This window comes from Blautia sp. AM28-27, assembly GCF_003480905.1.
In the GTDB taxonomy this organism is placed as follows: domain Bacteria; phylum Bacillota; class Clostridia; order Lachnospirales; family Lachnospiraceae; genus Fusicatenibacter; species Fusicatenibacter saccharivorans.
This window is the reverse complement of the sequence record NZ_QUJK01000014.1, coordinates 43,968-67,982: the sequence shown is the minus strand read 5'-3', so window position 1 is coordinate 67,982 and position 24,015 is coordinate 43,968. Positions and strand designations below refer to the sequence as shown.

Below are 24,015 nucleotides of genomic sequence, written 5' to 3'. Positions count from 1 at the left end.
TTATTTTTCTCCTGGTGTTCTAATTATCCCTCAGACTAAACTGTTCCACCTTCCCATCCGGCAGCAGCATCCTTGTCTGCGATGCAATTCCGGTTACCATATCAACGCTTACCTCATACAGAGCCTGCGATGCAGACGGGTTTCCAGGCATGCCGCATCGTACGGTTGTGCTGTACGTTGTCCCATTTACACTTCCTTCCATGACCGCAAGATCTTCTCCCGTGGAATCAATCGTTCCCTGCGCATAATGCTCTTCCAACTTTTGATACACTTCTTCTGCACTCATAACATTCTCATCCGAAGAAGTATCATCCTGCACAGAGTCATTCTGTGTCAGTTCCAGTGGTTTCCAGTCTACGCTAATTTTTTCCCCAAGTTCTGCAGGACAGTCAATCTTGTCCAGACTATATCCATTTGCATTGATTTTATAATAGTTTCCCTGATCCCCCGCGTCGCTGTAGATCACACCACTTGTATAAATATGTGATTCTGTATAGGCGGAGAAGGTGTCATCCTCCCCCACTCTCTGAACGCTTTTTCCATCCTGCGAGAGAACATCTACCGTTTTATACTCTGTTCCAGTTATCGTCTCATAACTAATCAGCAGTTCTGGTATTCCATTTCCATCAATGTCATAATATCCATACCAGACCTGCCAGCCATGTGAAATCAAAAAATCATCAATATAAAGAAACTTTCCTGAAACAGCATCTGTTCCGCCGGCTATATAAGCATCCGTCGCATCCTGGTATTCCTGAAATACTTCATCATACAATTCCTCTTTGTATTCCATCGGCTCATCCATAATATTCACAATCATCGGCGGCTCATAGTCTGTGGAAACGAGAATTGCATCATCACTGCCATTTTCTTCTACTTTCACCACAAAAGAATACGTTCCGTTCCGATCTGGATTGCTTATAGTCAAATGATAGATTCCATTTGGAAGATTCAGTTCATACGGGCCAGCTTCCTTTACCTGTATTTCTTTGTTGTATTGATGACGGATGCTAACTTTTCTGTCTTCCAGGATCTTTTCTTCTCCACTTATTCCCATGATCTTCAGCACATAGCCGCCATAATAGTCCTGCTTTTTGTCATAAACCCGCAGTGTGCTGCCTGGTTTGATATCATATTCGATATTGTTAATCGCTTCTTCTGCATCAAAAATTTCAACAACATCAAATGCTCTTTTCACCAAAATCCGTTGTTCTTCTGTCAACTCTTCCATCGCATCAGCGGCATATTCCGCAAAGGCCCGGCACTGCGCGAAATCACAGTCCGATGTCATCATGACGATAACTCTGTACCACAATTCACTGAGTTCCTCCCAGGATAACTGCCCCTGGCCGCTTTCATTTAATCCATTTTTCATCAAATATGCCGTATACGAAATGACGGTGGAATATCCATGTGCATAGTCTGTCTGAGATTCCTCCCCATCTCTGTTTCGCACGTTAATCCTGTCGTTCGGTAAAATTTCATTAGCACCAGTGCTTCTCGGATATCCATTCTCATATGGATTATGTATGATTCGGTTTCCCATCTCCCAGTCAGCTCCATCTCCGACAGCTTCTGCAAGAATTTCCCCAAAAATATCCGAAATTCCTTCGTTTATCGCACCGGTTTCTCTGTTTCCAGAACTCCATTTCGCATATTTTCGAGTAATGATATGTGTATATTCATGGGCAATTACGTCTAGCGACTCAGTTCCCTTTCCTGAATACGCAGTTCCAAGATCCATCCATCCTATTTTCCCCTGATATGCGTTCTCATCATAATCTTGTATTGCATCTGCAAGACGCTCTTTATAATCCACAACCCCTGCAGCCGCATTGTTTCCCTGCTGTGCTCCTAATTCATCATTGCTGACAACTGCAAGAACTCCCCAGCCATTTTCTTTATGTTTTTTCAGAAAATAATCATAAATCGAGCCAATCGTATTTAAATCAGAATAAACCTCTGCGGATGTTTGTGGCGTATCATCTTCATTTCCAAATATAGTATCCTTGCTTCGAACCTGCTGCAATACTTCCGGATAGCTCAGACCAGAAGCTGGATCCATATAGGTCTGACCGCCCGCATCATACATATAAATATTTCGTTTCTGATCCTTCAGCACATAATATCCATCAACTGGATCTGTTCCCTCGATTTCCTGCTGTCCATTTGTATCCGTATAAATTACAGATTCTTCATACAGCTCCGGCACCGCTTCCAGTACCTCTGCCTGATTCGCATCTACCAGAAATTGATACGATTCTGTCGGAATCTGATATGCCAGCCTCATAGTATCATTCATGTTATAAACACAAAGATTCTCCTGATTTAGAGTAATTTCATCCAAACTAGCCACTTCATCCATTCCAAGTGTTTCCGAAGCATACTGCCGGATGTTTTCCACTGCCTGTTCTTTGGTAATCGATGGAGTTAAATTAAGATCCTCTGCAACATCCGTTGCATTTCCGGTCACCGATGCCACATTTCCATCCTGATCCACTGCAACCACGATTGCTCTTCCATATACAGGGATTCCCTCATAATTCTGTTCAAAGCGGTAATAATGATCGCCGCTTACTTCTGCAGTGGATGTCTCTTTCAATTCGGAAAGTGCATTTTCCAATCCAAGCTCCTCTTTCTGCTCTACCAGCCATGCCTGCGCTTCTTCTGCATTCTGAATTCCGTTTGCTTCTTCTTTTGTGTCCTTATTTTCTACGGCTTTTTCATTTTTTGCTGTTGCTGCCTGCGGATCTGACTGGGGCTTGGGATTTTGATTTAAACCAAGTGCAATTCCCCCTCCTGCCGCAAGAATCACAGCTACACCGACCATCCAGAGCCATTTTTTCTTTTTAGTTTCTTTTGAAGTTTGCTTTTGCACCGCCTGGCGGGATTCCACTTTTTCCGAAACTTTGTTTCCACAAAATGGACAGAACTTTACATTGTCTTTGATTTCCTTCCCACACTTTTCGCAGAACATTACTTTTCTCCTCTCTCATTGGACAAATTTATTTGAAACCGTCCTTTATAAACAGACGATTGCAAAACGCCATAAATCACATAAAACACAATACTTTCTATTGCCTAATATCTCTTTACTGGATAATTTTTTTCTTAAAAGCAACAATTTTTTGTCCATTTTTTTAATTCTTTATTTTTCTAAAAAGAAATATCATCTAAAAGATTCAGCACCGCAGGCATATTACATATTTTCCAATTATCATTGACTTTGCCAACTAAAATATAATCATCGACAGCTTTCTCTTCCTTTTCATTGGAAATTTCAAAATTGACATGAACTAAAAAATATTCTTCCTCTTTATCCAATAAAAGAGCACCTGCGGATTTTCCTAACTCCTCCGTCCAGACCCATGCTGCATAATTATTAACCCTAAAACATTCCAAAACATTTTCCTTTATTTGATATCCATTTTGAAACATTGTTTCCAAATTTTCCTGCGCTTCTTCATACCTCACATTCCAAAGGCTTTCTACTCTCTCTCTTTTATAAGAATTTAACATCTGCTCCCAATATTGTTTCTCTAAATTCTCATTTTCTTCATAGACTGGCTGTAATATTTTCTGTTTATCAAACACTTCTAGCTCATGTGAAAATGTAATTTTATATCTATCATTTTCAACCGTCAAAGTCATTCCATAATTTGCTTCAACACTATCCCACTGATAGCACTGAATCTGTTCCTCATTTGACTCTGTGTTAAAGGGAATTTCATATTCTTCATCATACTTTCCATATTCCCTTTCCAATTTTTCTAAAATTTCAGAGCTCTTCTTTTTTCCCTCACCTATTAAATAAGGCATTGACAGCTTTTCTGGTAAACTTCCATTTTCATAGCTTTCTTTCTCTCCATCATAATAATTATAAAAAATCTTCCATTTTCCAGGTAATTCTGTAAATTCTTTTTCTATACTATGAGTTTCAATAGCAAAACCATCTAATTCTGTATTTGATGTAATAGTATCTACATATTGATCAGAAATTTCAGAGTAGTCATTTCCTACAAGTTCTAGATATTTTGAAAATATAGTTGCGTTCTTTCTTTGTTTTAATTCTTGCACTGAACTTTGAAATTGATTTTCCTGCACCTTCTTACTTTCACCTTCTCCTGTTTTCTCTTTACCGCATCCAGAAAGTGCACATGCAATCATACATATAATAATTATTGCTCTTTTTTTCACTTGCCAACTCTCTCCATTTTACAAATTTAATCAAATATTTTCTTTACACTTTACGTTACTCTCATATTTTTATTATCTAATTTTCTATAATACCAGCCTCCAGTTTTACTTTCAAAATTCTTAGCACACTTTCTTCTATTCTTTCTTCCGTTATGTCTCCAGAATTCACTGCTGTTTCTATGCCATTTATGGCGCTTTCCAGCTGATATGGCATTAAAATCATATCGCATCCCACCTGTATGGCTTTTACGGCCGCCTCATCGGACGAATACAGATTTGCAATCGCGCTCATTGCCATAGAATCGGTAATAATGATCCCGTTATATTTCATCTCCTCACGCAGAATTCCCGTAACAATATCATGTGACAACGTTGCTGGAATTTCTTCTGTTACATTTGGCAGTGTAATATGGCCCACCATAATCATGGATGCTCCTGCTTCTATCCCCGCCTGAAAAGGGCGCAATTCACATGTTCGAAGCTCGTCCAATGTTTTCCAGCTTTTTGCCTCTCCATAGTGACTGTCTTCTTCCGTATCGCCATGGCCTGGAAAATGTTTTAACGTGCACACCATCCCACTGTCGCGAAATCCTTTTACACAGGCAGCAACCATCTCAGCCACTTTCTCTGGATCTGTACCAAATGCACGGGAACCAATGACAGTATTGTTCGGATTGGAATTCACATCGGCGACTGGTGCAAAATCGAGATTAAATCCAAGCTGCGAGATTTCGCTTCCAATCGTATTTCCAACCCGGTAAGCCTGACTGATATCCTCCGTATCCCCGACCGATTCCATAGACGGAATTGCGGTAATTCCCATTTCAGAATTATTTCCCAGTCTCATTACGCTTCCGCCCTCTTCATCTACTGCGATGAATAGCCCTGTCTTCGAATAGGACTGCATATTCTGGATCATCGTTATCGTTTGTTCTCGATTCAGCAAGTTAGGCGCAAAAAACACAATTCCACCAACCGGCTGCGCTTCCAATGCAGCCCTTGTCGTGTCTCCAGCCATCGTTACTGTTGATACACCAGTAAGTTGTTCCGGCGTTACCACAAACAATTGGTAAATTTTTTCTTCCAGACTCATATGTTCCATCATATTCTGTGCTTTTTCTTCTACTGTTTGTTCTGTTTGTTCGTCGGTCTTTTTTTCATCGTCACCCCTTTTTCCAGCCTGTTCCAACGGTTCTGCGATATCTTCTGTCTCCGTTTTTTCAGGACTTTCCGTCACTGCCGTAACTTCTTCTTCGGTTCCTTTCGGTGTTGTTTCTGTTTTTACTTTTTCATCATCTGAACCGGTTGGCATGCCCTTTTCCTGTTCCAATTCCGATGCAGCTTCTATCGTATCTGTTTTTGTCCGTGTCTGTTTCTGCTCTTTTTCACCTTTTCCCAGGACACCAATGATTCCAATCACCACACCTGCCATAAACAAAATTCCAGCGATCCCAAAAATCATCCTTTTTCTGTTTTTCTTCTTCATCCGTTTGTTTCTCTTTCATACTCGCAGACATACCCAACCTTTCCAGCAATCTTCGGAAAAGCACCTACGATATCATTTCTCTGATCATTAAAGGTCCAGCCAATTTCTTCTTCGTTATATTTTGCTTTCCACATGCACAGAAATAACTCTTTTGTTCCATCCGTATCCTGCCTGCTTGGTTCTCCCGGATACCAGTTATCAAAGGTCCAGTCTTCTCCTGTGATCCATCCTGCCTGTTTCCATTCTTCCGTATCCGACTGAAGTTTCGCGCCCAGCCAGAGATACGTGAGGCCTGACCGGTCTGCCATTTCACTGATTTTTTCATATTCTTCTTCTGAATTGATCGTTGCCAGATATCCCCCTCTTTCCTCACAGGCATTCTTTGCGTCTTCCCAGGACAGGTCTCCTGCAATCACTTCATACGTATGTATGATCTCTGGTGCTTTACTTTCTGAAACTGTACTGGTTTCTTCCTTGGATTCCGAAACTGTTTTTTTATTTTCTTCCGTTTCTGCATATTCTGTTTCTGATTTTGTTTTGACCTTGGTATCTGTTTCCTGGTTTTCTGTTGTATTTTCGCTCACAGACGCAATCTCGTCCTGATCCGTTTTTTGTTTCGATTTGGAAGACTCACTGATCTTTTCCGGGACTGCTGTTGTTTCCTTCTTTTCTTCTCTGGCTATCTTCTGTTCCTGTTTCTGATCTACATTTTTCTTGCCAGACAACGCATGTACTGCCGCATAACCCACTCCGGCACAAGCTACAATTCCAAGCATAACTCCCAGAACTACAAACACTTTCTTTTTCTTCTGGCGTCCTGTTTTTTTCACTACTGCCTGTTCTCTTCTCTCTTGCTGTTCCTGATTTTCTGTTATATCCTCTGCCGTTTCTTCCGGCAACAAATTTAACATATCATCCGGAATCATAGTTCCATCGTAAACGCAAAATCTGGCCCGCTCCAGAATTGGCCGCCCACACGTCGGACATCTTGGAATTTTCTGACCACATTTTCCACAAAATTTGGAATCATCTTTTATCTCACTTTTACACTTAGGGCAAATCATATCCTGTTCTCCTTTTTTACATGCTTTTTCCGAATCAAAGACACCCATCTGCTGTAAAGCTTTTATTCATCAAAAAAATCTCCTCGCAGTGTTAGAATCTTCTGTAACAGCAGAAACTTTCCATCACCGAAAGGAGATTTTTTCTTTTAAACGGAAGTAAAGCCTGGACGATGTACATACCAGGAACCGCCAATCTTTACACATGAAATCTGCATAGTCCACTCATTCTCCCGTTCAGATCCCTTGGCTGTAATCCGCACTGTGACAACGGCTGCTCCTTTTATTTTGTCTGCATCGTAATCATAGTCATGTTGTAATTCATATTTGACCTGTGCAAGATCAGTTCCATCACAGGTTTCCATATCTTCGGCCTTGCACTTTACTTTCACATCATCCCCACAGGTGCCACTAATCTGCCGTGCCTGTTCTTCTGCTGAATCTGCAAGTACCTGTTGAAATTCTTCATCTGTACTATACCAGCCGGATGGCCCAACCATATAATCAATATACGGCGGTGCCAATAGTTTGTAATATCCTTTTACATCCTGATTCAGTTCTGTTTCGCACGCTTTTGCTGCTATTTTTTCCGGACTTTTTCCTCCAAATCCCAGAACCACTGCCAGAATCACAACCAGAACAACTGCTGCAACTCCAATCATTCTACTGGGCGATTTCATAATTTTCGCAATTCCAGAACCAGATGGTTTCTGCTTTTCTGATGCTGTATTTTGTTCGATAACAGCGCCACAGGCCGGACAAAATTTTGCATCATCCTCCAATTGTGCTCCACATTTTCCACAAAACATACCTTCATTCTCCTTTTTCACGCCTTAACAACTTTCTGTTTCCGATTCATTTTTTAATGTAAGCTGTCCATCTTTAATTTCATAGTCCGCATAAAAATCAGTTTCCTCATTTACAGCTTCTGTCGTTGAATTAGATAAATACAGTTTTCCTTCTTTTTCCTCGTATTTTCCTTCTCGTTCCTGCTCTGTAAACAGAGTTTCAAATTGCTGAAGTTTATTTGCTTTATTTACTTCCAGATTATCATTTATCATCTCTTCTGTACTCGCGTATCCCGCATCTTCCGCCCATGCTTCCAAGCTCTCATATCCCTCATCCTCTTTCGATGCTTCCAAAGTATCTTTTATTTTTGCTTTTATTGCATCTTCATAACGTGTTATCACTTCTTCATATTTTTGCTCAAACTGCTCTGTATCAGATTTCAGCGCATACGTTCCATCTGTTTTAAATTCTAAAGTAAACGGAACATCCAGTTCATCTAGATCCACAACTTCCATGACAGAGCCTTTGTTCAGAACTTCCTTATTGGAATCACTGGTACTATCTATAATTTCCTGCATTTTTTTCTGGTTTTCCCACATTTCAGTCAACTCCGTGGTTGTTCCTTCTGACGTTTGAGAAGTTTGTGAACTTTGAGAATTTTCAGAAGCACAGCCTGACATTCCTGTTGCCAATACAATTGCAGCTACTATTCCCATACTTGATATCCGTTTCCACTTGCTGTTTTTCATGATTTTTCCACCTTTTTCAATAAGCAAACAGGCTACCTGCTTTTTTAAATTTTATCGTTCATATTCATACACTGATCCACAAACTTTTCCACACCCGGCATAACAATCGTGCTCATGTTCAACGCTTTTAGTCCCAAGGCAAGGAATAAAATTTTCTGCCAGATCTGTACTGCCTGAACAATTGCTGATGTTAAATTTGTGATAAAAACTTCGTTTGCATTGATCCGTATCACAGACAAAAATGACTCTATGCAATTAATCGCATCGGGAATCAGGCCAATCGCCAAAATGCACATGGAAAAGATAAACAGCAATGCTCCAGCTTTTACTGCACATCTTCTCAACCACAGATTTTCTTCTACCAATAATACATATCCAATTAAAATTGCTGCCAGCAAAAGTCCTCCTGTCACTCCTGCCAGATAAATTACGGCGCCAAAACAGCCTGCTGAAATACCAATTTTTGTTTTCTGCATATTTTTTCCTCTTTTCAAACGCATTTAAAGTTCAAACAATTTATTTATTTTTAAATGCATAATCTGCTTTGTTTCTTAATAGTACATTCTGCCCATCATTCCTGCCATACCGCTGCTGAAGAAAAGAAACAGCATTAAGACAAACACTACAATGGTAAAGCAAAAATACGAGCGCGCAAAGTTTCGTAAATTTACATTCTTTGTTCCGCCAAAGGAAAATACCAGCAACAGGACAAATCCAACGCATGGAATTGCAAATAATAATTCATATCCAAAATATCCCCACATGGAAATCGGCTGATAATCGCCCATATCTCCAACCTGTGACGGGGTTATATTCGAATAGTTCTGATTTGGTGCAGTCTTCGTATTGTTCATGTTACTGCCCCAAGCCGGCTGATTCGCAGCTTCATTCTGCTGTGTCAGGTCCGCACCACATCCTTTGCAAAAGCGTGCGCCATCCACATTTTCTGTTCCACAATGTTCACATCTCATAGAACATTCCCTCCTTCATCTCTTGTACATTTTATAAAATAAATAAATTGTTTGCTTTTTTCATATACCACTGCATCCAAAGAAATCCCCTGGTAATTTCTTCCTTGTATTTCCAACCGTAGCGAAGGAATGTAGCTCCACAGGTAATCACCAGAATAATAGAAAAGAATTTACTTTGCTGCGCTTTTACATAGCGAAAGAAACACCAGCTTCCCATACAGAAAATCCATAAGAAAATTGTTGGATTCCACTGCCACGCCTTTTTCCATTGAAAGGTAATCACATACCATCCCGCATGTGTCAAACCGCAGCCTGGACATGGAATTCCAAATAAAATTCGCATAGGACATACCGTCTGAAACAGAATCTGCATTGTTCCAAGGATCATTCCTGTGAGAATCACTGCTTTTTTATACTGTTTCAAATCTTTCTGTATCCGCTCCTTGATTTCTTTTCCCCTATTTTCTTCGGCAAACATGAATCTGACGGTTCTCACTCTCCCAGCTTCTGCCCACAGTTCGTGCAGAATATCTGACCAGGTTCTAATGCGCTTCCACAGTATGGGCATACCGCTTCCGCTGAACTTTCTTCTGTTTTCGTTTCTTCAGCCACCGCATTGTCTGTCTCCACCGGCTGTTCTGTCACCGCTTCTTCCAGCACTGGCTGTTCGGAAACTACTTCCTGTTCTTTTTCCAGTTCAACCTTTGTACCACATACCGTGCAGAACATCTGGCCGTCCTCCAGCTCATTTCCGCAGTTCGTGCATCTCTTTTTCTCTGTTGAAACCGCAGGTGCACTCTTTGCTTCTTCCATCACTGCCGGAATTTTAGTTCCACAGGAAGTACAAAACGCTGCACTTTCCGGAACAGAAGCACCACATACCGGGCAAATTCGTCCCGCACTGGCTTTGGGCACTTTGTGTTCTATTTTCGTTCCACACACATTGCAGAATGCAGAACCAGAAGAAACCTCGGCCCCACAGTTCGGACAGCTTACTGTTCCCTTTAATGTCTGAATCTGTTCTTTATAAACCTGAACCTGCTGTTGGCTTGCCTTAACGCCATCGCACCATTCTTTCATTTTTCCTTCCGCTGCAACTGCAAAATAATCATAAAAATATTTTCCCATCTGCCGATACAGCTCGGCCTGCTTCGTTTCTTCTTCCCGGATTGCATTGGAAAGCCGAAGTGTTTCTGACATTCCCTTTGCTTTTTCTGCTCCGGCATTGAACCATCCGGAAAGTTTCTTATCTACATCATCAAACATTGCCATGATTATGTTCTCCTTTTGTCTGTCATTCTGTATTTTTAATTTTTATACAATACAAAATCTGAAATAAAGCAATTAAATCCATCCCATCCTTTATCTTCTGCGCAAACAGTAAACCACTTCACACCGCTGAGATCCACATCCACTTTAATCGGTGCCGTTGTTCTGGTGATTTCTCCCGTCGTATACAAAATCTTTTCATTTTCGTCATAAACTGTAACAATTCCGGTATCTTTACTGCTGTCATCCGCTACCGCGATTGTTCCGGTCATTCTTGTATATTCCCCGTTCGCATAATAGGATGCATATCCTTTTCCACGATATGGTGTCAATTTATATAAATTTCCAGGACTATAGATATTTCCCACACTGTCTTCCATGACCTTCAGTTCTTCTCCTGACTCAAACCGGTCAGATTCACTGATTTTCAAGTCACATAATTTCACCGGCACATTCTCCTGCACCTGCTGCAGAAGCTCAGTTAACGTCGAATTGGATTCCAGCACTCTTGTCGCACTTTTCAGATAGGTAATTGCATCGTCATAATTATCTTTGGTAAGATAATCATCTACCGTGTCCTGTACCGTTTTTACATAAGCATCTTCCGCGCTCTTTTCCAGGTTATCCAGTTCTGAGTCACCTTCATTTACTTCCTGTGCTTTTTTCAACAGTGCAAACAGTTCCTCATACTTTCCTTCATTCATATACTGCGTTCCATGATCCAGCGCATCGCTTTTCAACATAGCTGCATAAGAATCCTTCAACTCAGCCAGGCGGTTTGCCAGGTCTTCATCATCTGGAAGGATGTCGGCGGCAACTTCTACCGTCTGAATCGCGGTTTCATATTCCTGCTCATCTTCCGGATTTTCTGTCTTATTCAGAATTTCGGCTTTATAGCTGTCAACACACTGAGACATTTTTGACTGTGCTTCTTCGTAATTACTGTCATCCTCACTGACCTGCGCATAGGCCTCCATTGCCTCTTCATAGTCGCCGTCTTCATACAGTTCTTCCGCCTTTTTATATGCTTCCATCGAACTGTTCAGACTCTCCAACGTTTTTTCCTGTTCTCCAAATGCAGTTTCCAGTTTTTTAGATCCCAGCGTAAGATATGCATTTAATTTTTCACTGGCTTCCTCATATGTAATTTTTTCTGCTTTAAAATCGTCCAGAACAGTGGCACAGTCTTTCTCCGCCAGCTTGTCCAGAAGCATTTCCTGGATAACATGATCTTTGACATCGTTTTTATAAAGCTGTTCGATATCACTGTAATCACCTTTGCTGATCCGGCTTACAATTTTTCTTGCCGGAGACTTCACATAAAAGGTCAAAGCAGCTCCTCCGGCTGCCAGAATCACTACCAGCACCAAGGTCAGAATGATCGGTGCTTTTTTTCTCTTCTTTTTCGTTTTTTTATTCTTAGGCGGTTTTTGCGGAGATCTTGGTGTTATCGGTGTCTCCTGTTCTCTTTTCTGCTCCTCACCAGGCTGAAAAATCGTTCCAGAACCATGGTCCGAGCTACCTTTTCCCTGCTGTATTTCCTTTCCGCATCCCGGACAGTATTTCATTCCCTCTTTGACTTCTGCCCCGCAATAATTACAACGCATTTTCTCTCCTCCTGTTCCTTTTTTGTTATGATAAACGTCTTATGAACAAACTGGCTTTTCCAGCCTTCGGATCATAATCCATCACAACCTGCACATTATCTTTTCTGATCTGACAAGGCCACTCTGTTATCTCTTTATCGCTGGTCTGATAAAAGTTCTGACAGATCTGTTTCCAATTTTCTTCCTGCGTCAAAAAACTATAACTGATGGAATCCCATTGATTCTTTCCAAACTTTATGTTCACGTAACCGGATACCGCGTTTCCCTCCATCTCCAGATAGTATTGCTGATCTGTTCCTTTCGAAAAACGTTTCCCAAAGTAACGCTGCATATCTTTTTCTGTCATATCTGTTGAAATACAGTCAAACGGAAAAATTGTTGCCTGTTCCCAGCGATTGCATTTCTGTATCCAAACGTGTCGCTGCCCGTACAACTGTGCAGCGCCTCCCAAAAGCAGACATACTATGCTTAAAATCACAATCCTTTTCCAGATTTTTGATTTTTTTCTGCTCAACGACTGTTTTTTTTGAATCGCGTTCCCATTTCTGATTGCCATAACAGAACTGTTCTTTTTTTCTTCTGATGTAGCTTTTATGACTTTCAGCAATTCTCTTCGAAAATCTTCAGCTCTCGCAAAACGCTCAGATTCGGGTGCCAGCGCCTTTCGAAGAACTTTCCCAAATGCCGGATCTGCCGCATCCGGCAAAGGTACTGTTTCTCCCTGCAGTCGTCTTTTCTGTGCTTCTTTTTCATCCTCAGAATCAAATGTTTCCGGATATGACGGAAAGAATGGAGAACGCATATGATTCATGATTCGATAGAGAACCATTCCCAAAGAATATAAATCAACGCTCTCGTTATAGCTTTTTTTATTCTGTAAAATTTCCGGAGCCATATAATCTGCCGTCCCTTTTACAGAAGAAGCTGACTCTTCCCCGTGAAGCATTTTTGCTACTCCGAAATCTCCCAGTTTATAAACTCCTTTCTCATTTCGGAAAATATTTTCTTCCTTGATATCCCGATGCATGATCCCATTTTCATGACAAATCTCCAGCGCGTCTAAGATCTGTATTCCTAACTCAAAGACATCGTTTAATACCAGCTCATTTTGACTGATATAAACTGACAGCGGTGTAAGATATTCCATTAACAGAAAAATTTCATAACGTTTCGGATTTTCATGGCGAATCACATCGTTTTCATAACATGGAACAATATTTCGAACTCCATTCTCTGTAAACGCATGCATCAACTGAATTTCCTGCATCGTCTCCTGAAAAACATTTTCAAAATACTGCTCCGTTTTTTCTGTATCCTTTCCCATTGCATTCCAGATTTTCAAATACTGCGTTTTCTCCGGAATCACAATATGTTTTAACGCGCGGACATAAGTACCGGATTCATTTTCTTTTTTTACTTTGTAGACAGAAGCAAAACTTCCCTTACCAATCAATTCTTCTACTCGATATCCGAAGACTTCCCGCCCTATCATCTTATCCTAACTGCTCCTGCGTCTTTTCTATTATCATCTCCAGCACTTGTATCATTTCGTCTCTCTCTGGATTTTCATATCCTCGAAAAACGATATCATTGATATTTTCATGCTGAAAAAGATATACACTTTCTTCTCCCATGTACCCTTCCGGATATGGAATTCCCATATAATCATAAACGGTCTCCGGATGCTCTTCGTCAGTCTGAAGCACACCCATAATCATTGTTTTTTTTGTACCGCCCTTTAAAAGTACAATACTTCCAACGGGAAGCAGTTCTCCAACCTGCTGCATAAGATCCTCCTGTTTTCCTTTTTGAAACTGTTTATTTTTTCTGCCACATCGCCTGTACAATCATCTGCAGTCTTTTTGCTACGTTTCCATTCTGAAAAGCCTGTTTTGATTCTGGATTGGATGCAATCAGCTTTCCAGCTGCTTCACCGATTTCGGTCGTTTTTTCTTCCAGCCATTTTGCTGTATCTCCTGCACTGGTTCCAGCCGTTTTCAACGAAAATACTCCGAATGAAATTTTGGACAGCAACGTATCCAAGCCTTTTACAGAAGCTTCAATCCCTGTATATGCTGTATCTTCCAGCGACCAATGTCCATCTTCCTTATATTTATGAATACTGTCATATGTCTGTCCTGCAACATCCATCGCACTTTGAAGAATAGAGGTATACACATGCGCCGGATATTTAAATACCGGATCTTTACCGATCAGATAAAGTGTCTTTCCAAAACCCACGGTCTCTTTTCCGATATTCGCCGTGCTGCTGCCATTTCTGGAATATTCTGTCACTGCACCCAGGATTCCCATCAATCCTCCCGCTACTCCAACAGCAGTGGCCCAGCTGCCAAATTTTTTCTCGAACAAATTCTGCGTTTTTTCATCTGAAAAGCTTTTCTTGAATACGGTGTAGAATCCTTTCCATACACTTGCAGATGCCTTGGACAATTTACACCACTGTCCAATCCCAAACGGAGCATGTTTGGAATCACCTGTAAAAAATTTAATCAGGCTGTCACAATAAGAAACTAGGTCACCGGCTAAACCTGTTACTTCATCTTTATTTTTTTCTGACACTGCCTTCATAATATTTTGGGACACTTCCAAAAGCCAGCTGTAAACCGCGACATAAGCTGTACCAAATGGTGTTTCCTGTTCGTTTTGGTCATATACAGTTCCATAGCTTAAAGATCTTTCGTCTTCATCCTGCAGATTCTTTTCAAGCTTCTCATATATCACAGATGCACGACGGAGATATTCTGCAATCTCTGCAATTTTCTGTTTTTCTTCCTGAAGTTCTATGCAAATACATCGAAGCTGCCAGTCAATGTCTTCTTCCCGTTTTACCTGCCAATCCAGATTTCTGGAAACAATAGAAAAAGCTTCTTCTCTTTGTTCAATATCTTTTTCTACTCTATCGAGCATTTCTGACATTCTTTGAAGCCCTTCCGGTCTGACTCTGATATAAGGCATTTTAAAACCCCCGTCTACTTATTCGTTGGCTCCGTTCTGAATATTTCTTTCGCTGTTATCATATGCCTCTGCCGCGTTTCTCAAAAACTGTGCATAATTGCGAATTGTTTCTTTTCTTTCCGCAAATGCCCGTTTAAAATTTTCAAACTTTGCAACGGAAGACTCAGCCGCATCTCCCTCCCACACGCTTTTCATTCCTTGAATCTCTCTTTCAATTTCTTCCGTATAATTTTCAATATTGGTTGCAATGCTGTCAAACGTTGCTGCTTTCTCCCGTATTGCTGTAGAATCTACTTTAATGGTTGCCATAATTACATCTCCCTTCTGTTATCCTCTAAGATTGCCTGCTTCTTCCTGCAGTCTATTTTCTACCTGCTCATAATGTTCCGCCGCATTTTTTAAGAACTCCTGATAATTGTTCATGACATCTCTCAATTCCTCAAATGCCGTTTTATATTCCTCCAATTTTTTGTTAAATGTATCACTTGCGATTCCTGTCCACTTTGCACTTCGAAGCGCCTGGGCTTCTGTGTAAAGTTTTTCATACTCCGTCTGATATTTACTTACTAGTTCTCCAATTCTTTCGGATGATCTTTTTACACTTTCTGTTGTTACTGACCACTCTCTTGCCATCTTAGGCTCCTTTCCGTCATACTTTATCCATGACCATTACATTTCTTTACAACTGCTCCGCCATACGCTTTGTTTCTTCTTCCGCATGTTGAATTCGTGTTGCAACCAGCTCAATTAACTCAATAGTTTGCTGCATTTTTTTTCTGGTTTCTGTCATTTCTTCTGCAATCTGTTCTATCTTTTGAATACAGACTGCGGATGCCGGGCTTTCCCATTCATGTCTCAATCTTTCCGCAACTCCACAAATTTTCTTAACCTGTTCTTCAAATACATTTTCTTCTCCGTCGAGTCTCGCTGCCTCACGCATTACTTTTTCATAGTTAAGTCTTATGTTTGATGTCATCTGCACTCCTATGCTAGAATCCATTCTTCTTGCTCTGATATTTCCAATTCCGCAAGACATTGGGTTCTGTCTGCTTTTTTTCCTGTTCTGGCCTGATACAATTCCATACTTTCTGCTTGAATTTCTGCTTCCGGATATTCTTCCTTGATCAAAACCGCCAGAAGACTTATTACCTCTGCGATCGACATGTGATCGGGAACTTTGAATCGAAATTTTTCATTCAACCCCGGAACCTTTATGACACATTCCTGCTTTCTCATCTTCTCACCTAACCTTGATATATGCCAAAGTATCCCCATGATAAAGAATCGCCTGATTTCTTTCCAACTGCTTTTTTCTTACCTCTGGATCACTTCTGCTGACTGCATTATTCAAAAACATAATTTTTGAATTGTCGATTCCTCCATCCATAATCATTCCATCTTCGCATCTGACTAAGTAAACATACAAGCCTGTGTCTTTATATTCCGACAGTTTTTTAAAAATTCCCTGTGTAATAATCAAAAGCTGTTCCTGCTTTTGTGTTTTCAAATATTTTCCAAATACTACCAAATCCTCATCTGAAATAGTGTCATAGAAATCAGAAAAATCATCAATATACAACAGGATTCTTTTTTGTTTTTTTTGTTCCAAACACCTTTGAAGGAAACGTCCTATTTCTTCTTCTGTCCGGATTTCATGCCAAAACTTCTTACTTTCTGGGTCTAAACTGAAACGGTAAAGTTCCCAGTTCTCCATTATGATTCCATTTTCAATCACAGACTCGAGAGAAGTTTTTGTCTCACTTCCGATAAAAATGCGTTTTGTTTCTTTTAAAAGAAATCCCTGCTTTCTCTCATCATATAAAGAAGCTCCAAGTGACAGCCATTCTTTTTTATCTCTGGCGCCTTCGAAAACAGGAATACGCTCTGGCAGTCTGCCACTTTCTTTTTCCGTTTTCTTTTCTATCAGTATGTTTTTCCTGTCTTCTCTTACCGTACTTTCCTTTTGATTTTCGCCATAATAAAATCTCATTTTCCGATAAGTCTGCTTTAGTTTACTGTACATTTGAGATTCATTGACTGCATCAAACGGAAGTGCTGTCTGCATTTCCACTGCAAACTCTCCATAGGAAATTACCGCCCGTCCCTTCACATCTTCAGGTTCTATTGCCGTACGTATATTCAGAAGATCCCGGTAATTCTGTAATTCATTCATCTGAAATACAATCCGCGTTTTGATATGTTCCGCTGTTTTGTAATAAATTGCATTTCGGCTGTTTCCTGTTACCACCAGATAAATGCCATATGTTTTTCCATTTGCAGCAATCTGAATAATCCCTTCCTCCAGACGCGGCATCTGTTCATGTATGACTGTGTAATTATCAATGATTACCAGCAGCATAGGAAGTTTTTGCCCGGTTGTTTCCAAATAAGAGGAATATGTATTGCACTCTTTTTCTGCAAATACTTTCTTTCGAAGTTCCATCTGATTTCTTATCTGCTGTATCATATGCTCACTCTTTTGCTTTTCATCTTCAAAAGCCACAGCAACACAATGTGGAGCTTCTCTTAAGTTGCCCAACATTCTTCCTCCGAAATCCAGTACATAAAACTGCAGCAGATCCGGTGAATATTTTTGTGCCATGGAAAATGCCATGGTCTGTAAAAAAGTGGTTTTTCCAGATCCAGATGCACCATAAACAGCAACATGTCCATTTTCCTGGAAGCAGAGTTCAAATGGCTTCTGCTCCTGCAGTTCCGGTATGTCACACATTCCGCATGCAGTTGCTGCATCGTTGTCTTTATCCCACTGTTCCGGCAGAAAATTCTCTGAATGGGCAACGCATTGTGAAAGAAATATCTTTTTGGGCAATACCGGTTTCCACAATGGTTTCACACAAAGATGCATTGCCTTTGCAGTCAATATTACTTCTTTTACGCTTTCTTCCAGCTGTGTTCTTCCACTTTTTTTTCCATCCGCTCGCTTCTTGGCTGTCCTGCGCACTCCAGCTGTATATCCAGTCATTTCTATGCTGTTTTCGCCATCTTCCATGTATCTGTCATAGGCAATATAGTCCGCACCGCTGAAACCTGTCTGTACTTCTTCAAAAATTTCATCATATCCAACTTGTACATAAGCTCTTCCTGGCTGTCTGATTGCCGCCGCGTCTTTTCGCCGGATCATTTCCTTACTGTCTTCCTGATCCAGCACTTTCAGACAAACTCGAAATCTGGAGTTACTCCAGATCTGCGGACTTACTACCCCGCTTGGCTTTTGTGTTGCTAAAATCAGATGAATCCCAAGACTTCTGCCCACCTGTGCAACATTAACCAGATATTCTAAGAAATCCGGCTGTTGTGTTCTTAACTGCGCAAACTCGTCAATAATGATAATCAAATGCGGTAATTTTTTCTTTATTTTTCCTTCTTCCATGTACTTATGCCATGAATTAATGTCCAGCTTATCAATCCCCAGCTCCTGCGCTGTTGCGTTAAAAAGTTTTTGCCGGTTCTGTATTTCGGCTTCCAATGAAACTTTCGCACGATGCAGCATATTTCCGGAAAGATTGGAAATTGTAGCTGACACATGCGGTGCCTTCAAAAATGGACGCGCCATGTCGCCGCCCTTAAAGTCAATTAAAATAAAAGCAATGTCATCCGGACTGTAATTCAACATCAAAGACAGAATGTATTCCTGTAAAAACTCGCTTTTTCCTGATCCTGTCATTCCCGCAACCAGGCCATGACATCCATGATATTTTTCATGAATATCCAGGTAAAATAGTTCTCCGTCCCGCTTCATTCCAATCGGAGCCGCCATAGAACGACTGATTTTACTTTCTCGCCATCGTCTTTCAATCTCCAGCATGTGAACATTTCCTGCCTGATACATGGAAAGGAAAGAAATTCGCTCTGGAATTCCCACTTTATGGTTCCAATGACGGTTTTCTATTTTTTCAAACAACTGCATCATTTTCTGGATCTGCAGGTAATTCAATTCATCAGGAACAAATGGAATCAGCTGATTATCATCTTCATTTTTTCGATAAATACCGCTTTGTTCCGCATCATTTAAAATAATAGCTTCTGCTTCCCTGGGAATTCTGGAGAAAAACTCTGCAGCATACACGATGGTTACCCCTTTAAAGTTCTCCGCAATATAAGAACTCTTTCCCAGAGAAATACTTTCCAGTAATTTTTCATTCAAAACAAATACTACATAATGTGGTATATTTATTTCACTTTTTTCTTTTGCTGTTTCTTCCAAATACAACAGAAATTCTTTCACCTCTTCTGGATCAGAAGCAAAAAACCGTTGTTCTCCGATTTCATTCCAAATATGTGGAAGATTCAAAACCCATTCAAAATCCAGAGCTTGATTTTTATCTGCAACAATCCCAATCTTCACCTCATCCGGCGCATGCATAACGACAATTCCTGTAATCATGCACCAAATCAGTTTATTGATTTTTTCTTTATCGCCGACAATTCCAACCATCTTCCTGTCTCGAAGGGAAAGTGCAATTGGAACTTCTGACAGCCGCTGATTTTCTTTTCCCAGCTGAATTGCCTGTTCCAGCAATGCATCATCTTCTAAACAAAAATGGTCTTCCGGTACTTTTACCAGAAGTTCTGATGATCTTTCTCCTATTCCCAGCCGCACAGAAAGAAAATCCTGATCTGCCGGTGATTTTTCCCAGATTCTTCGGTTTTTCCTCTCTACATATCCAAGCATTTCTTCAATACCTGGATAGTAATCCACATTCCAGATTCTGCGATTATATTCTCTGCAGCCTTCTATTTCTTTTCTTTTTTCTTCAAGATAAGCCGTATACTTCTCTTTTCGATAAGTTTCTTCTTTTTTCTCCTGTTTTTTATAATATTTTCTGGATAAAAACGGCCATAATACAGCGCCAGCCAGCAGACTCACTGTCATGGTTCCGTTGCTGATGATCGATGAAAAGTTTCCGGTTTCTTCCAGCCTCGCCAGTGCCAGTCCCAATTGTGCCATCATAGCCAATGACATTGTAAGTGTTGGACCTGCTGCCAGAATAAACGGCTGTTGTTTTCTTGTCTGACACGCTGGCGGTGCATCGATCCGAATTTCATCCGTTATCAGTGATTTATAAATTCTGGGATTTCTTTCAAATACTACTTCCGCACGGTTCTTTCTGGGGGCCATGTTCTGGGTCTTTTTGCATGGTTCAATCCCTTGTACAGAAATCTGTTTCGGCACCATCATATATTCTTTTAAATATACGATGGTGTATCCCATGATCATGATTTGATCACCGCATTGTAACCGCGATGCGGTGATCTTTTTGCCATTTAAATACACACCTGCTTTTTCGGAGATGTCCTGAATATATCCTTCTCCTGCTTTCATCCGAAGCACAGCATGTTTTCTTGAAATATTTTCATTGATATCCAGAATGATATTTGCATCATCTGCCCGTCCTATCTGTAGTTCCGCTTCTAACGGCAAATGATACTTTTTCATCTCTGCACTTAAATATCGCTCTGCTAAAACCAGAAACTGGTAGGGACATTCTGTATCCTTCACGGAAAAGAAGTCTCCATCCTGCAGCTTTCTCAGTTCAGCCTCTCCAGGGCCAATGATTTCTTCCGCCTTCTGCAGATAATACGTGCCATTCTGTTCATATACTGGAAATTTTAATTCCCGGCGCATATTTAACAATTCTCTGCTGATAAAACCATTTCTGGTTTTGTCCAATACCGTTTCTATTCCTGTCTGCAAATATTGATTTTCCAGAAAAAACAGTATTTTTAGACTTTCCATATGCGCCCTCCTCAAATGTCTCTGCCTGTAAACAAACTCTTCCTTGTTTCTTCTGCCTTTTCTTTCTCAGCAGAACTCAAAATTCTATTGCTTGTTTAAAAAATATGCAGATTCAATAAATCATCACGAGTTTTTTCTGTCACAACATATAACTTTCCTGCAACAGCGCTCATTGCCTTTATCTCTTCACCCTGATATGTCTCATCATAATCCACTTCGTACAAGTCGCCAAAAGGGATCACTACATTTCCTTTTTCATCGATCACGCCGCATTCACCATCCATATTTTTCAATTCTAAAAATTCACCAATGAATCTGACATCTTGAAATCTTTCTCCCATTAAATCATTTCCGTCTTCATCATATACTCGCCAGGTTTCTCCATATTGAACCACAATAAGTGAACTATCATATTCATATTGAATAGATTCATAGTCACTTAAATCAAAAGAGTGTATTTTATTTCCATCTTCGTCATAAATATCAATACCATCTTCTCTTTTCCCTAAAAATTCATGATTCGCAATTCCATAAATAGATGTATACGATGTATCTATTTGTTTTTGTTCTTTTAAATTATAGAAATACGCAGGACCATCTGTGTATAATGAATTATAAAAAAATACACTTCGTGCGATCTTAATCATGTTCTTGCTTAACGACGATATAATATATGCTTTCTCATCACTTTCACGGTTCGTTACTTCATATACGATCTCACCGTTTTCGTCTATTAACTGATATGTTTCCTGCTGCTCAGGATCTTCTGAATATTTTAAGATATTGTAAATTCCTGTTTCCGAATTATACTCTATAGAATCTGCATCCGTTATGTTTTCATTCATATCGAAATACCTTATTCCTTCTGACAAACTAATTTTTTTAAGATACAAATCTCCGATCACACTATCATAGCCATAATCGTTCAATTCTTTTATACAGTTTCCATTAAAATCCCATACACTTTGCGTTTTATCTTTTGTTACCAGATAATTGATCTTACCAGTTCTTATCAAATCGTATTCCATAGGAATCACTTTCTGATTCTTATTATCATATACGCCATATTTTCCTTCCATTTTGACAATAACTTCTATTCGATCTTCTGTCCTTCCTGCAAATTCCATCTCATCATACTCTGCCGGTATCACAAAGTTTCCTTCTGCATCTACCAGTCCATACAAAGACGATTTGCTTGATTCTACAATATAATAACCATTTGCGGCAGCCCCTCCACTCTCATACGTATATCCGCTGATTGAAAAACCTGCCATATTGTTTTCCATCTCTGCTTCCGGCATCTCTTCTATGTTTTCATCTGATACTGTTTCTGTACTTTCCAGGCTGTTATCGACTTCTTCTGTCTGCTCTTTCTCCACGCTTCCACTGTCTGTAGCCTCCACGCTATCGCTTATACTAACTTTTTCTTCCTTCCTTCCACAGCCCATTACAGAAAATGGTATGGTTAAAGCGAGTATCAATACCAGTATTCTTTTTTTCATATTTTTTCTCCTCTCTACAAATAATTCTTATTTTCGATTTTATTTATAAAATTTTAACACATTATATTTATCAATGCAATATGCATCTATAGTTGGTTGTTGTATATTTTTTATACTTTTATAATATATAAATTACATTAATTGTGGAGGTTTTACTCATGCAGCCGGAAATCAACTATAAAACCGTCGGACAACGCATCCGCACTGCACGTCTGCAAAAGAAGCTCAGTCAGGCAGAGCTTGGAGGCTTGGTCGGCTGTTCGAATAACCATATTAGTCACATCGAAACCGCACAGACAAAAGTTTCTCTTTCCATGCTCTCCAAACTGGCGCTTGCTCTGGATCAGGATCTTGATTATTTTCTTCTTGATACCCAATATGCCAAGCGTGATCGCCTGATTGATGAAGAAATTGCGGAAAAACTCAGCCGTTGTAATACCTCCACGCTGTTGACTGTAAATCAAATGCTGGATCTGCTTCTCAAACAGCAGGAGATGAATGATTTGGAGAAAAATTTGTAAATAATTTTGATAGTTCTCTCAATTCTCATGTAATATCTTTTTTGTATATTACATGAGATTTTTTTCGGTTCTCATAAGAAAAATTGTATCATATCTCATATTTTTTCCTATACTCGCTGCACAATCTGCACTTTTTTCGTAATAATCAGCATTTTTCTGCATTTTTTCCATATTCGCTCCCATTTTTCTGCAACAAAAAAAAATACCACACCATTCCCGTGCAGTATTTTTCCTCTTTTCTATCCCTATTCTGTTTCTACCTCGCCCACCTCTTCACCCATTCCACATACACCTCTTCCGTCTTTTTCCAGTAGCTCCTGCTGATATCCACAATTTTCCCGTTCTCCAGCAGCATTTTCTTCTTCGTGCATTCCTTCACATAGGAAAAATTGACCAGAAAGCTGGTATGGCATCTTACAAAATCATCGCTCGCGATTCGCTCTTCGATTTCCGGGATTTTCTCGTCCACCGTATATTCTTTTTCCTTTGTAATCACATAGGTGACTCTCCGGTCCCGTTCAAAATACAGAATGTCATCCAGCTTCAGACTTGCTTTTACACCTCCGTGGCACTGGAGAACAACTCTTCTGTTCTGTTTCCGCAGCTGTTCTATCGCCTTTTCCAGCACACCCGGCAGTTTTTCCTCGAATTTTTCTTTTACTATATAGTAGACATGGCGTGTCTCGTAAACTTCCATTGCATAGGACCAGTAATTGGTCAGGTAAACGACCTGACATTTGGGCCATTTCCGGTTGACTTCCATCGCCAGGTCAATTCCATTTTCATCCGACATTTCAATGTCCATAAACAGGATATGCATGGGGGGATGGTCTTCTGACAGCAGTTCGTTTCCATTCTGAAAGGAATAAATTTCTACGCTATTTGTCATCTGGTCTGTACAGTGTTTCACGGTTTCTCTCGTTTTTTCCCGCCAGTCCGGCGCGTCATCGCAAATTCCTATTCTTAAATCCATCTTTTTTTTCTCCAGTCGTACTTTCTGTTTTTGTCTGTTCTCATAGTCAAATGGATATTCGCAATCCGCTTCGCTCCTTGCTCATAACCGAATAACTGCTCCACAGTTTATCAGAACGAGTTTGCACTCCTCCTGATACAAGCAAGTCCCCACCCA

Annotated in this window: 22 protein-coding genes; 1 reads left to right on the top strand and 21 read right to left on the bottom strand. The window is 40.1% G+C overall.

The genetic code is table 11. The features are described from left to right. Nucleotides 1-19: 19 nt before the first annotated feature. The 20 genes from DW743_RS14375 to DW743_RS14280 form a co-directional block, all read right to left on the bottom strand. Nucleotides 20-2,977, bottom strand: a complete 2,958-nt coding sequence (locus DW743_RS14375; RefSeq protein WP_117761969.1) for a M4 family metallopeptidase — start codon at nt 2,975-2,977, stop codon at nt 20-22. 179 nt (nt 2,978-3,156) lie between these two features. Beyond that, nucleotides 3,157-4,197, bottom strand: coding sequence for a hypothetical protein (locus DW743_RS14370; protein WP_117761968.1), 1,041 nt, complete (start codon nt 4,195-4,197; stop codon nt 3,157-3,159). Nucleotides 4,198-4,273: 76 nt separating this feature from the next. Further along, on the bottom strand, nt 4,274-5,683 hold the full coding sequence (nagZ, locus tag DW743_RS14365) for a beta-N-acetylhexosaminidase (RefSeq protein ID WP_117761967.1): 1,410 nt from the start codon (nt 5,681-5,683) through the stop codon (nt 4,274-4,276). After that, nucleotides 5,680-6,747, bottom strand: a complete 1,068-nt coding sequence (locus DW743_RS14360; RefSeq protein ID WP_158568580.1) for a double zinc ribbon domain-containing protein — start codon at nt 6,745-6,747, stop codon at nt 5,680-5,682. The genes nagZ and DW743_RS14360 overlap by 4 nt, the downstream gene beginning before the upstream one ends. A gap of 146 nt (nt 6,748-6,893) precedes the next feature. After that, the gene (locus tag DW743_RS14355; protein ID WP_117761965.1) at nt 6,894-7,553 is read right to left on the bottom strand and encodes a zinc ribbon domain-containing protein; all 660 of its coding nucleotides are present in this window, start codon (nt 7,551-7,553) and stop codon (nt 6,894-6,896) included. Between the two features lie 24 nt (nt 7,554-7,577). Then, entirely contained in the window at nt 7,578-8,309 is a 732-nt protein-coding gene (locus tag DW743_RS14350; RefSeq protein WP_147345112.1) for a hypothetical protein, read from the bottom strand. A 17-nt stretch (nt 8,310-8,326) separates the two neighbouring features. Next, a complete protein-coding gene (locus tag DW743_RS14345) occupies nt 8,327-8,758 on the bottom strand; it encodes a hypothetical protein (protein WP_117761963.1) in 432 nt (143 codons plus the stop codon). Between the two features lie 75 nt (nt 8,759-8,833). After that, on the bottom strand, nt 8,834-9,253 hold the full coding sequence (locus DW743_RS14340; protein WP_117761962.1) for a zinc ribbon domain-containing protein: 420 nt from the start codon (nt 9,251-9,253) through the stop codon (nt 8,834-8,836). Nucleotides 9,254-9,284: 31 nt separating this feature from the next. Continuing rightward, complete coding sequence (locus tag DW743_RS18000; protein ID WP_158568579.1) at nt 9,285-9,596, bottom strand: DUF2752 domain-containing protein; 312 nt, start codon at nt 9,594-9,596, stop codon at nt 9,285-9,287. Between the two features lie 149 nt (nt 9,597-9,745). Next, nucleotides 9,746-10,525, bottom strand: coding sequence for a zinc-ribbon domain-containing protein (locus DW743_RS14330; protein ID WP_117761960.1), 780 nt, complete (start codon nt 10,523-10,525; stop codon nt 9,746-9,748). A gap of 35 nt (nt 10,526-10,560) precedes the next feature. Continuing rightward, nucleotides 10,561-12,129, bottom strand: coding sequence for an NPCBM/NEW2 domain-containing protein (locus tag DW743_RS14325; protein ID WP_117761959.1), 1,569 nt, complete (start codon nt 12,127-12,129; stop codon nt 10,561-10,563). A gap of 25 nt (nt 12,130-12,154) precedes the next feature. Continuing rightward, a complete protein-coding gene (locus DW743_RS14320) occupies nt 12,155-13,621 on the bottom strand; it encodes a serine/threonine-protein kinase (RefSeq protein ID WP_117761958.1) in 1,467 nt (488 codons plus the stop codon). Between the two features lies 1 nt (nt 13,622). After that, nucleotides 13,623-13,916: a DUF4176 domain-containing protein gene (locus DW743_RS14315; protein ID WP_117761957.1), complete on the bottom strand. Its 294-nt coding sequence runs from the start codon at nt 13,914-13,916 to the stop codon at nt 13,623-13,625. A 31-nt stretch (nt 13,917-13,947) separates the two neighbouring features. Next, entirely contained in the window at nt 13,948-15,105 is a 1,158-nt protein-coding gene (locus DW743_RS14310) for a hypothetical protein (protein WP_147345111.1), read from the bottom strand. An 18-nt stretch (nt 15,106-15,123) separates the two neighbouring features. Continuing rightward, the gene (locus DW743_RS14305; RefSeq protein ID WP_117761955.1) at nt 15,124-15,414 is read right to left on the bottom strand and encodes a WXG100 family type VII secretion target; all 291 of its coding nucleotides are present in this window, start codon (nt 15,412-15,414) and stop codon (nt 15,124-15,126) included. An 18-nt stretch (nt 15,415-15,432) separates the two neighbouring features. Beyond that, nucleotides 15,433-15,738 carry a WXG100 family type VII secretion target gene (locus tag DW743_RS14300; RefSeq protein ID WP_117761954.1) on the bottom strand — a complete coding sequence of 102 codons (306 nt, stop codon included), beginning with the start codon at nt 15,736-15,738 and terminating at the stop codon, nt 15,433-15,435. 46 nt (nt 15,739-15,784) lie between these two features. Next, a complete protein-coding gene (locus tag DW743_RS14295; RefSeq protein WP_117761953.1) occupies nt 15,785-16,081 on the bottom strand; it encodes a WXG100 family type VII secretion target in 297 nt (98 codons plus the stop codon). Nucleotides 16,082-16,089: 8 nt separating this feature from the next. Continuing rightward, on the bottom strand, nt 16,090-16,341 hold the full coding sequence (locus DW743_RS14290; RefSeq protein ID WP_147345110.1) for a hypothetical protein: 252 nt from the start codon (nt 16,339-16,341) through the stop codon (nt 16,090-16,092). Between the two features lie 4 nt (nt 16,342-16,345). Continuing rightward, nucleotides 16,346-20,863: a type VII secretion protein EssC gene (essC, locus tag DW743_RS14285; protein ID WP_117761951.1), complete on the bottom strand. Its 4,518-nt coding sequence runs from the start codon at nt 20,861-20,863 to the stop codon at nt 16,346-16,348. 95 nt (nt 20,864-20,958) lie between these two features. Then, on the bottom strand, nt 20,959-22,365 hold the full coding sequence (locus DW743_RS14280; RefSeq protein ID WP_117761950.1) for a WG repeat-containing protein: 1,407 nt from the start codon (nt 22,363-22,365) through the stop codon (nt 20,959-20,961). A gap of 158 nt (nt 22,366-22,523) precedes the next feature. Here DW743_RS14280 and DW743_RS14275 point away from each other — a divergent pair, with 158 nt between their 5' ends. Continuing rightward, nucleotides 22,524-22,886 (top strand): helix-turn-helix domain-containing protein, encoded by a 363-nt coding sequence (locus DW743_RS14275; protein ID WP_227094231.1) that lies wholly within the window; start codon nt 22,524-22,526, stop codon nt 22,884-22,886. Nucleotides 22,887-23,142: 256 nt separating this feature from the next. Here DW743_RS14275 and DW743_RS14270 read toward each other — a convergent pair whose 3' ends face one another. After that, nucleotides 23,143-23,859, bottom strand: coding sequence for a LytR/AlgR family response regulator transcription factor (locus DW743_RS14270; RefSeq protein WP_117761948.1), 717 nt, complete (start codon nt 23,857-23,859; stop codon nt 23,143-23,145). Nucleotides 23,860-24,015: the final 156 nt, after the last annotated feature.

What these genes read in the sequence shown, in the direction of transcription:
- DW743_RS14375 (WP_117761969.1), bottom strand. Translation starts at nt 2,977, where the DNA reads ATGTTCTGCGAAAAGTGTGGGAAGGAAATCAAAGACAATGTAAAGTTC.
- nagZ (WP_117761967.1), bottom strand. Translation starts at nt 5,683, where the DNA reads ATGAAGAAGAAAAACAGAAAAAGGATGATTTTTGGGATCGCTGGAATT.
- DW743_RS14360 (WP_158568580.1), bottom strand. Translation starts at nt 6,747, where the DNA reads ATGATTTGCCCTAAGTGTAAAAGTGAGATAAAAGATGATTCCAAATTT.
- DW743_RS14355 (WP_117761965.1), bottom strand. Translation starts at nt 7,553, where the DNA reads ATGTTTTGTGGAAAATGTGGAGCACAATTGGAGGATGATGCAAAATTT.
- DW743_RS14345 (WP_117761963.1), bottom strand. Translation starts at nt 8,758, where the DNA reads ATGCAGAAAACAAAAATTGGTATTTCAGCAGGCTGTTTTGGCGCCGTA.
- DW743_RS14340 (WP_117761962.1), bottom strand. Translation starts at nt 9,253, where the DNA reads ATGAGATGTGAACATTGTGGAACAGAAAATGTGGATGGCGCACGCTTT.
- DW743_RS18000 (WP_158568579.1), bottom strand. Translation starts at nt 9,596, where the DNA reads ATGCGAATTTTATTTGGAATTCCATGTCCAGGCTGCGGTTTGACACAT.
- DW743_RS14330 (WP_117761960.1), bottom strand. Translation starts at nt 10,525, where the DNA reads ATGGCAATGTTTGATGATGTAGATAAGAAACTTTCCGGATGGTTCAAT.
- DW743_RS14325 (WP_117761959.1), bottom strand. Translation starts at nt 12,129, where the DNA reads ATGCGTTGTAATTATTGCGGGGCAGAAGTCAAAGAGGGAATGAAATAC.
- DW743_RS14320 (WP_117761958.1), bottom strand. Translation starts at nt 13,621, where the DNA reads ATGATAGGGCGGGAAGTCTTCGGATATCGAGTAGAAGAATTGATTGGT.
- DW743_RS14315 (WP_117761957.1), bottom strand. Translation starts at nt 13,916, where the DNA reads ATGCAGCAGGTTGGAGAACTGCTTCCCGTTGGAAGTATTGTACTTTTA.
- DW743_RS14310 (WP_147345111.1), bottom strand. Translation starts at nt 15,105, where the DNA reads ATGCCTTATATCAGAGTCAGACCGGAAGGGCTTCAAAGAATGTCAGAA.
- DW743_RS14305 (WP_117761955.1), bottom strand. Translation starts at nt 15,414, where the DNA reads ATGGCAACCATTAAAGTAGATTCTACAGCAATACGGGAGAAAGCAGCA.
- DW743_RS14300 (WP_117761954.1), bottom strand. Translation starts at nt 15,738, where the DNA reads ATGGCAAGAGAGTGGTCAGTAACAACAGAAAGTGTAAAAAGATCATCC.
- DW743_RS14295 (WP_117761953.1), bottom strand. Translation starts at nt 16,081, where the DNA reads ATGACATCAAACATAAGACTTAACTATGAAAAAGTAATGCGTGAGGCA.
- DW743_RS14290 (WP_147345110.1), bottom strand. Translation starts at nt 16,341, where the DNA reads ATGAGAAAGCAGGAATGTGTCATAAAGGTTCCGGGGTTGAATGAAAAA.
- essC (WP_117761951.1), bottom strand. Translation starts at nt 20,863, where the DNA reads ATGGAAAGTCTAAAAATACTGTTTTTTCTGGAAAATCAATATTTGCAG.
- DW743_RS14280 (WP_117761950.1), bottom strand. Translation starts at nt 22,365, where the DNA reads ATGAAAAAAAGAATACTGGTATTGATACTCGCTTTAACCATACCATTT.
- DW743_RS14275 (WP_227094231.1), top strand. Translation starts at nt 22,524, where the DNA reads ATGCAGCCGGAAATCAACTATAAAACCGTCGGACAACGCATCCGCACT.
- DW743_RS14270 (WP_117761948.1), bottom strand. Translation starts at nt 23,859, where the DNA reads ATGGATTTAAGAATAGGAATTTGCGATGACGCGCCGGACTGGCGGGAA.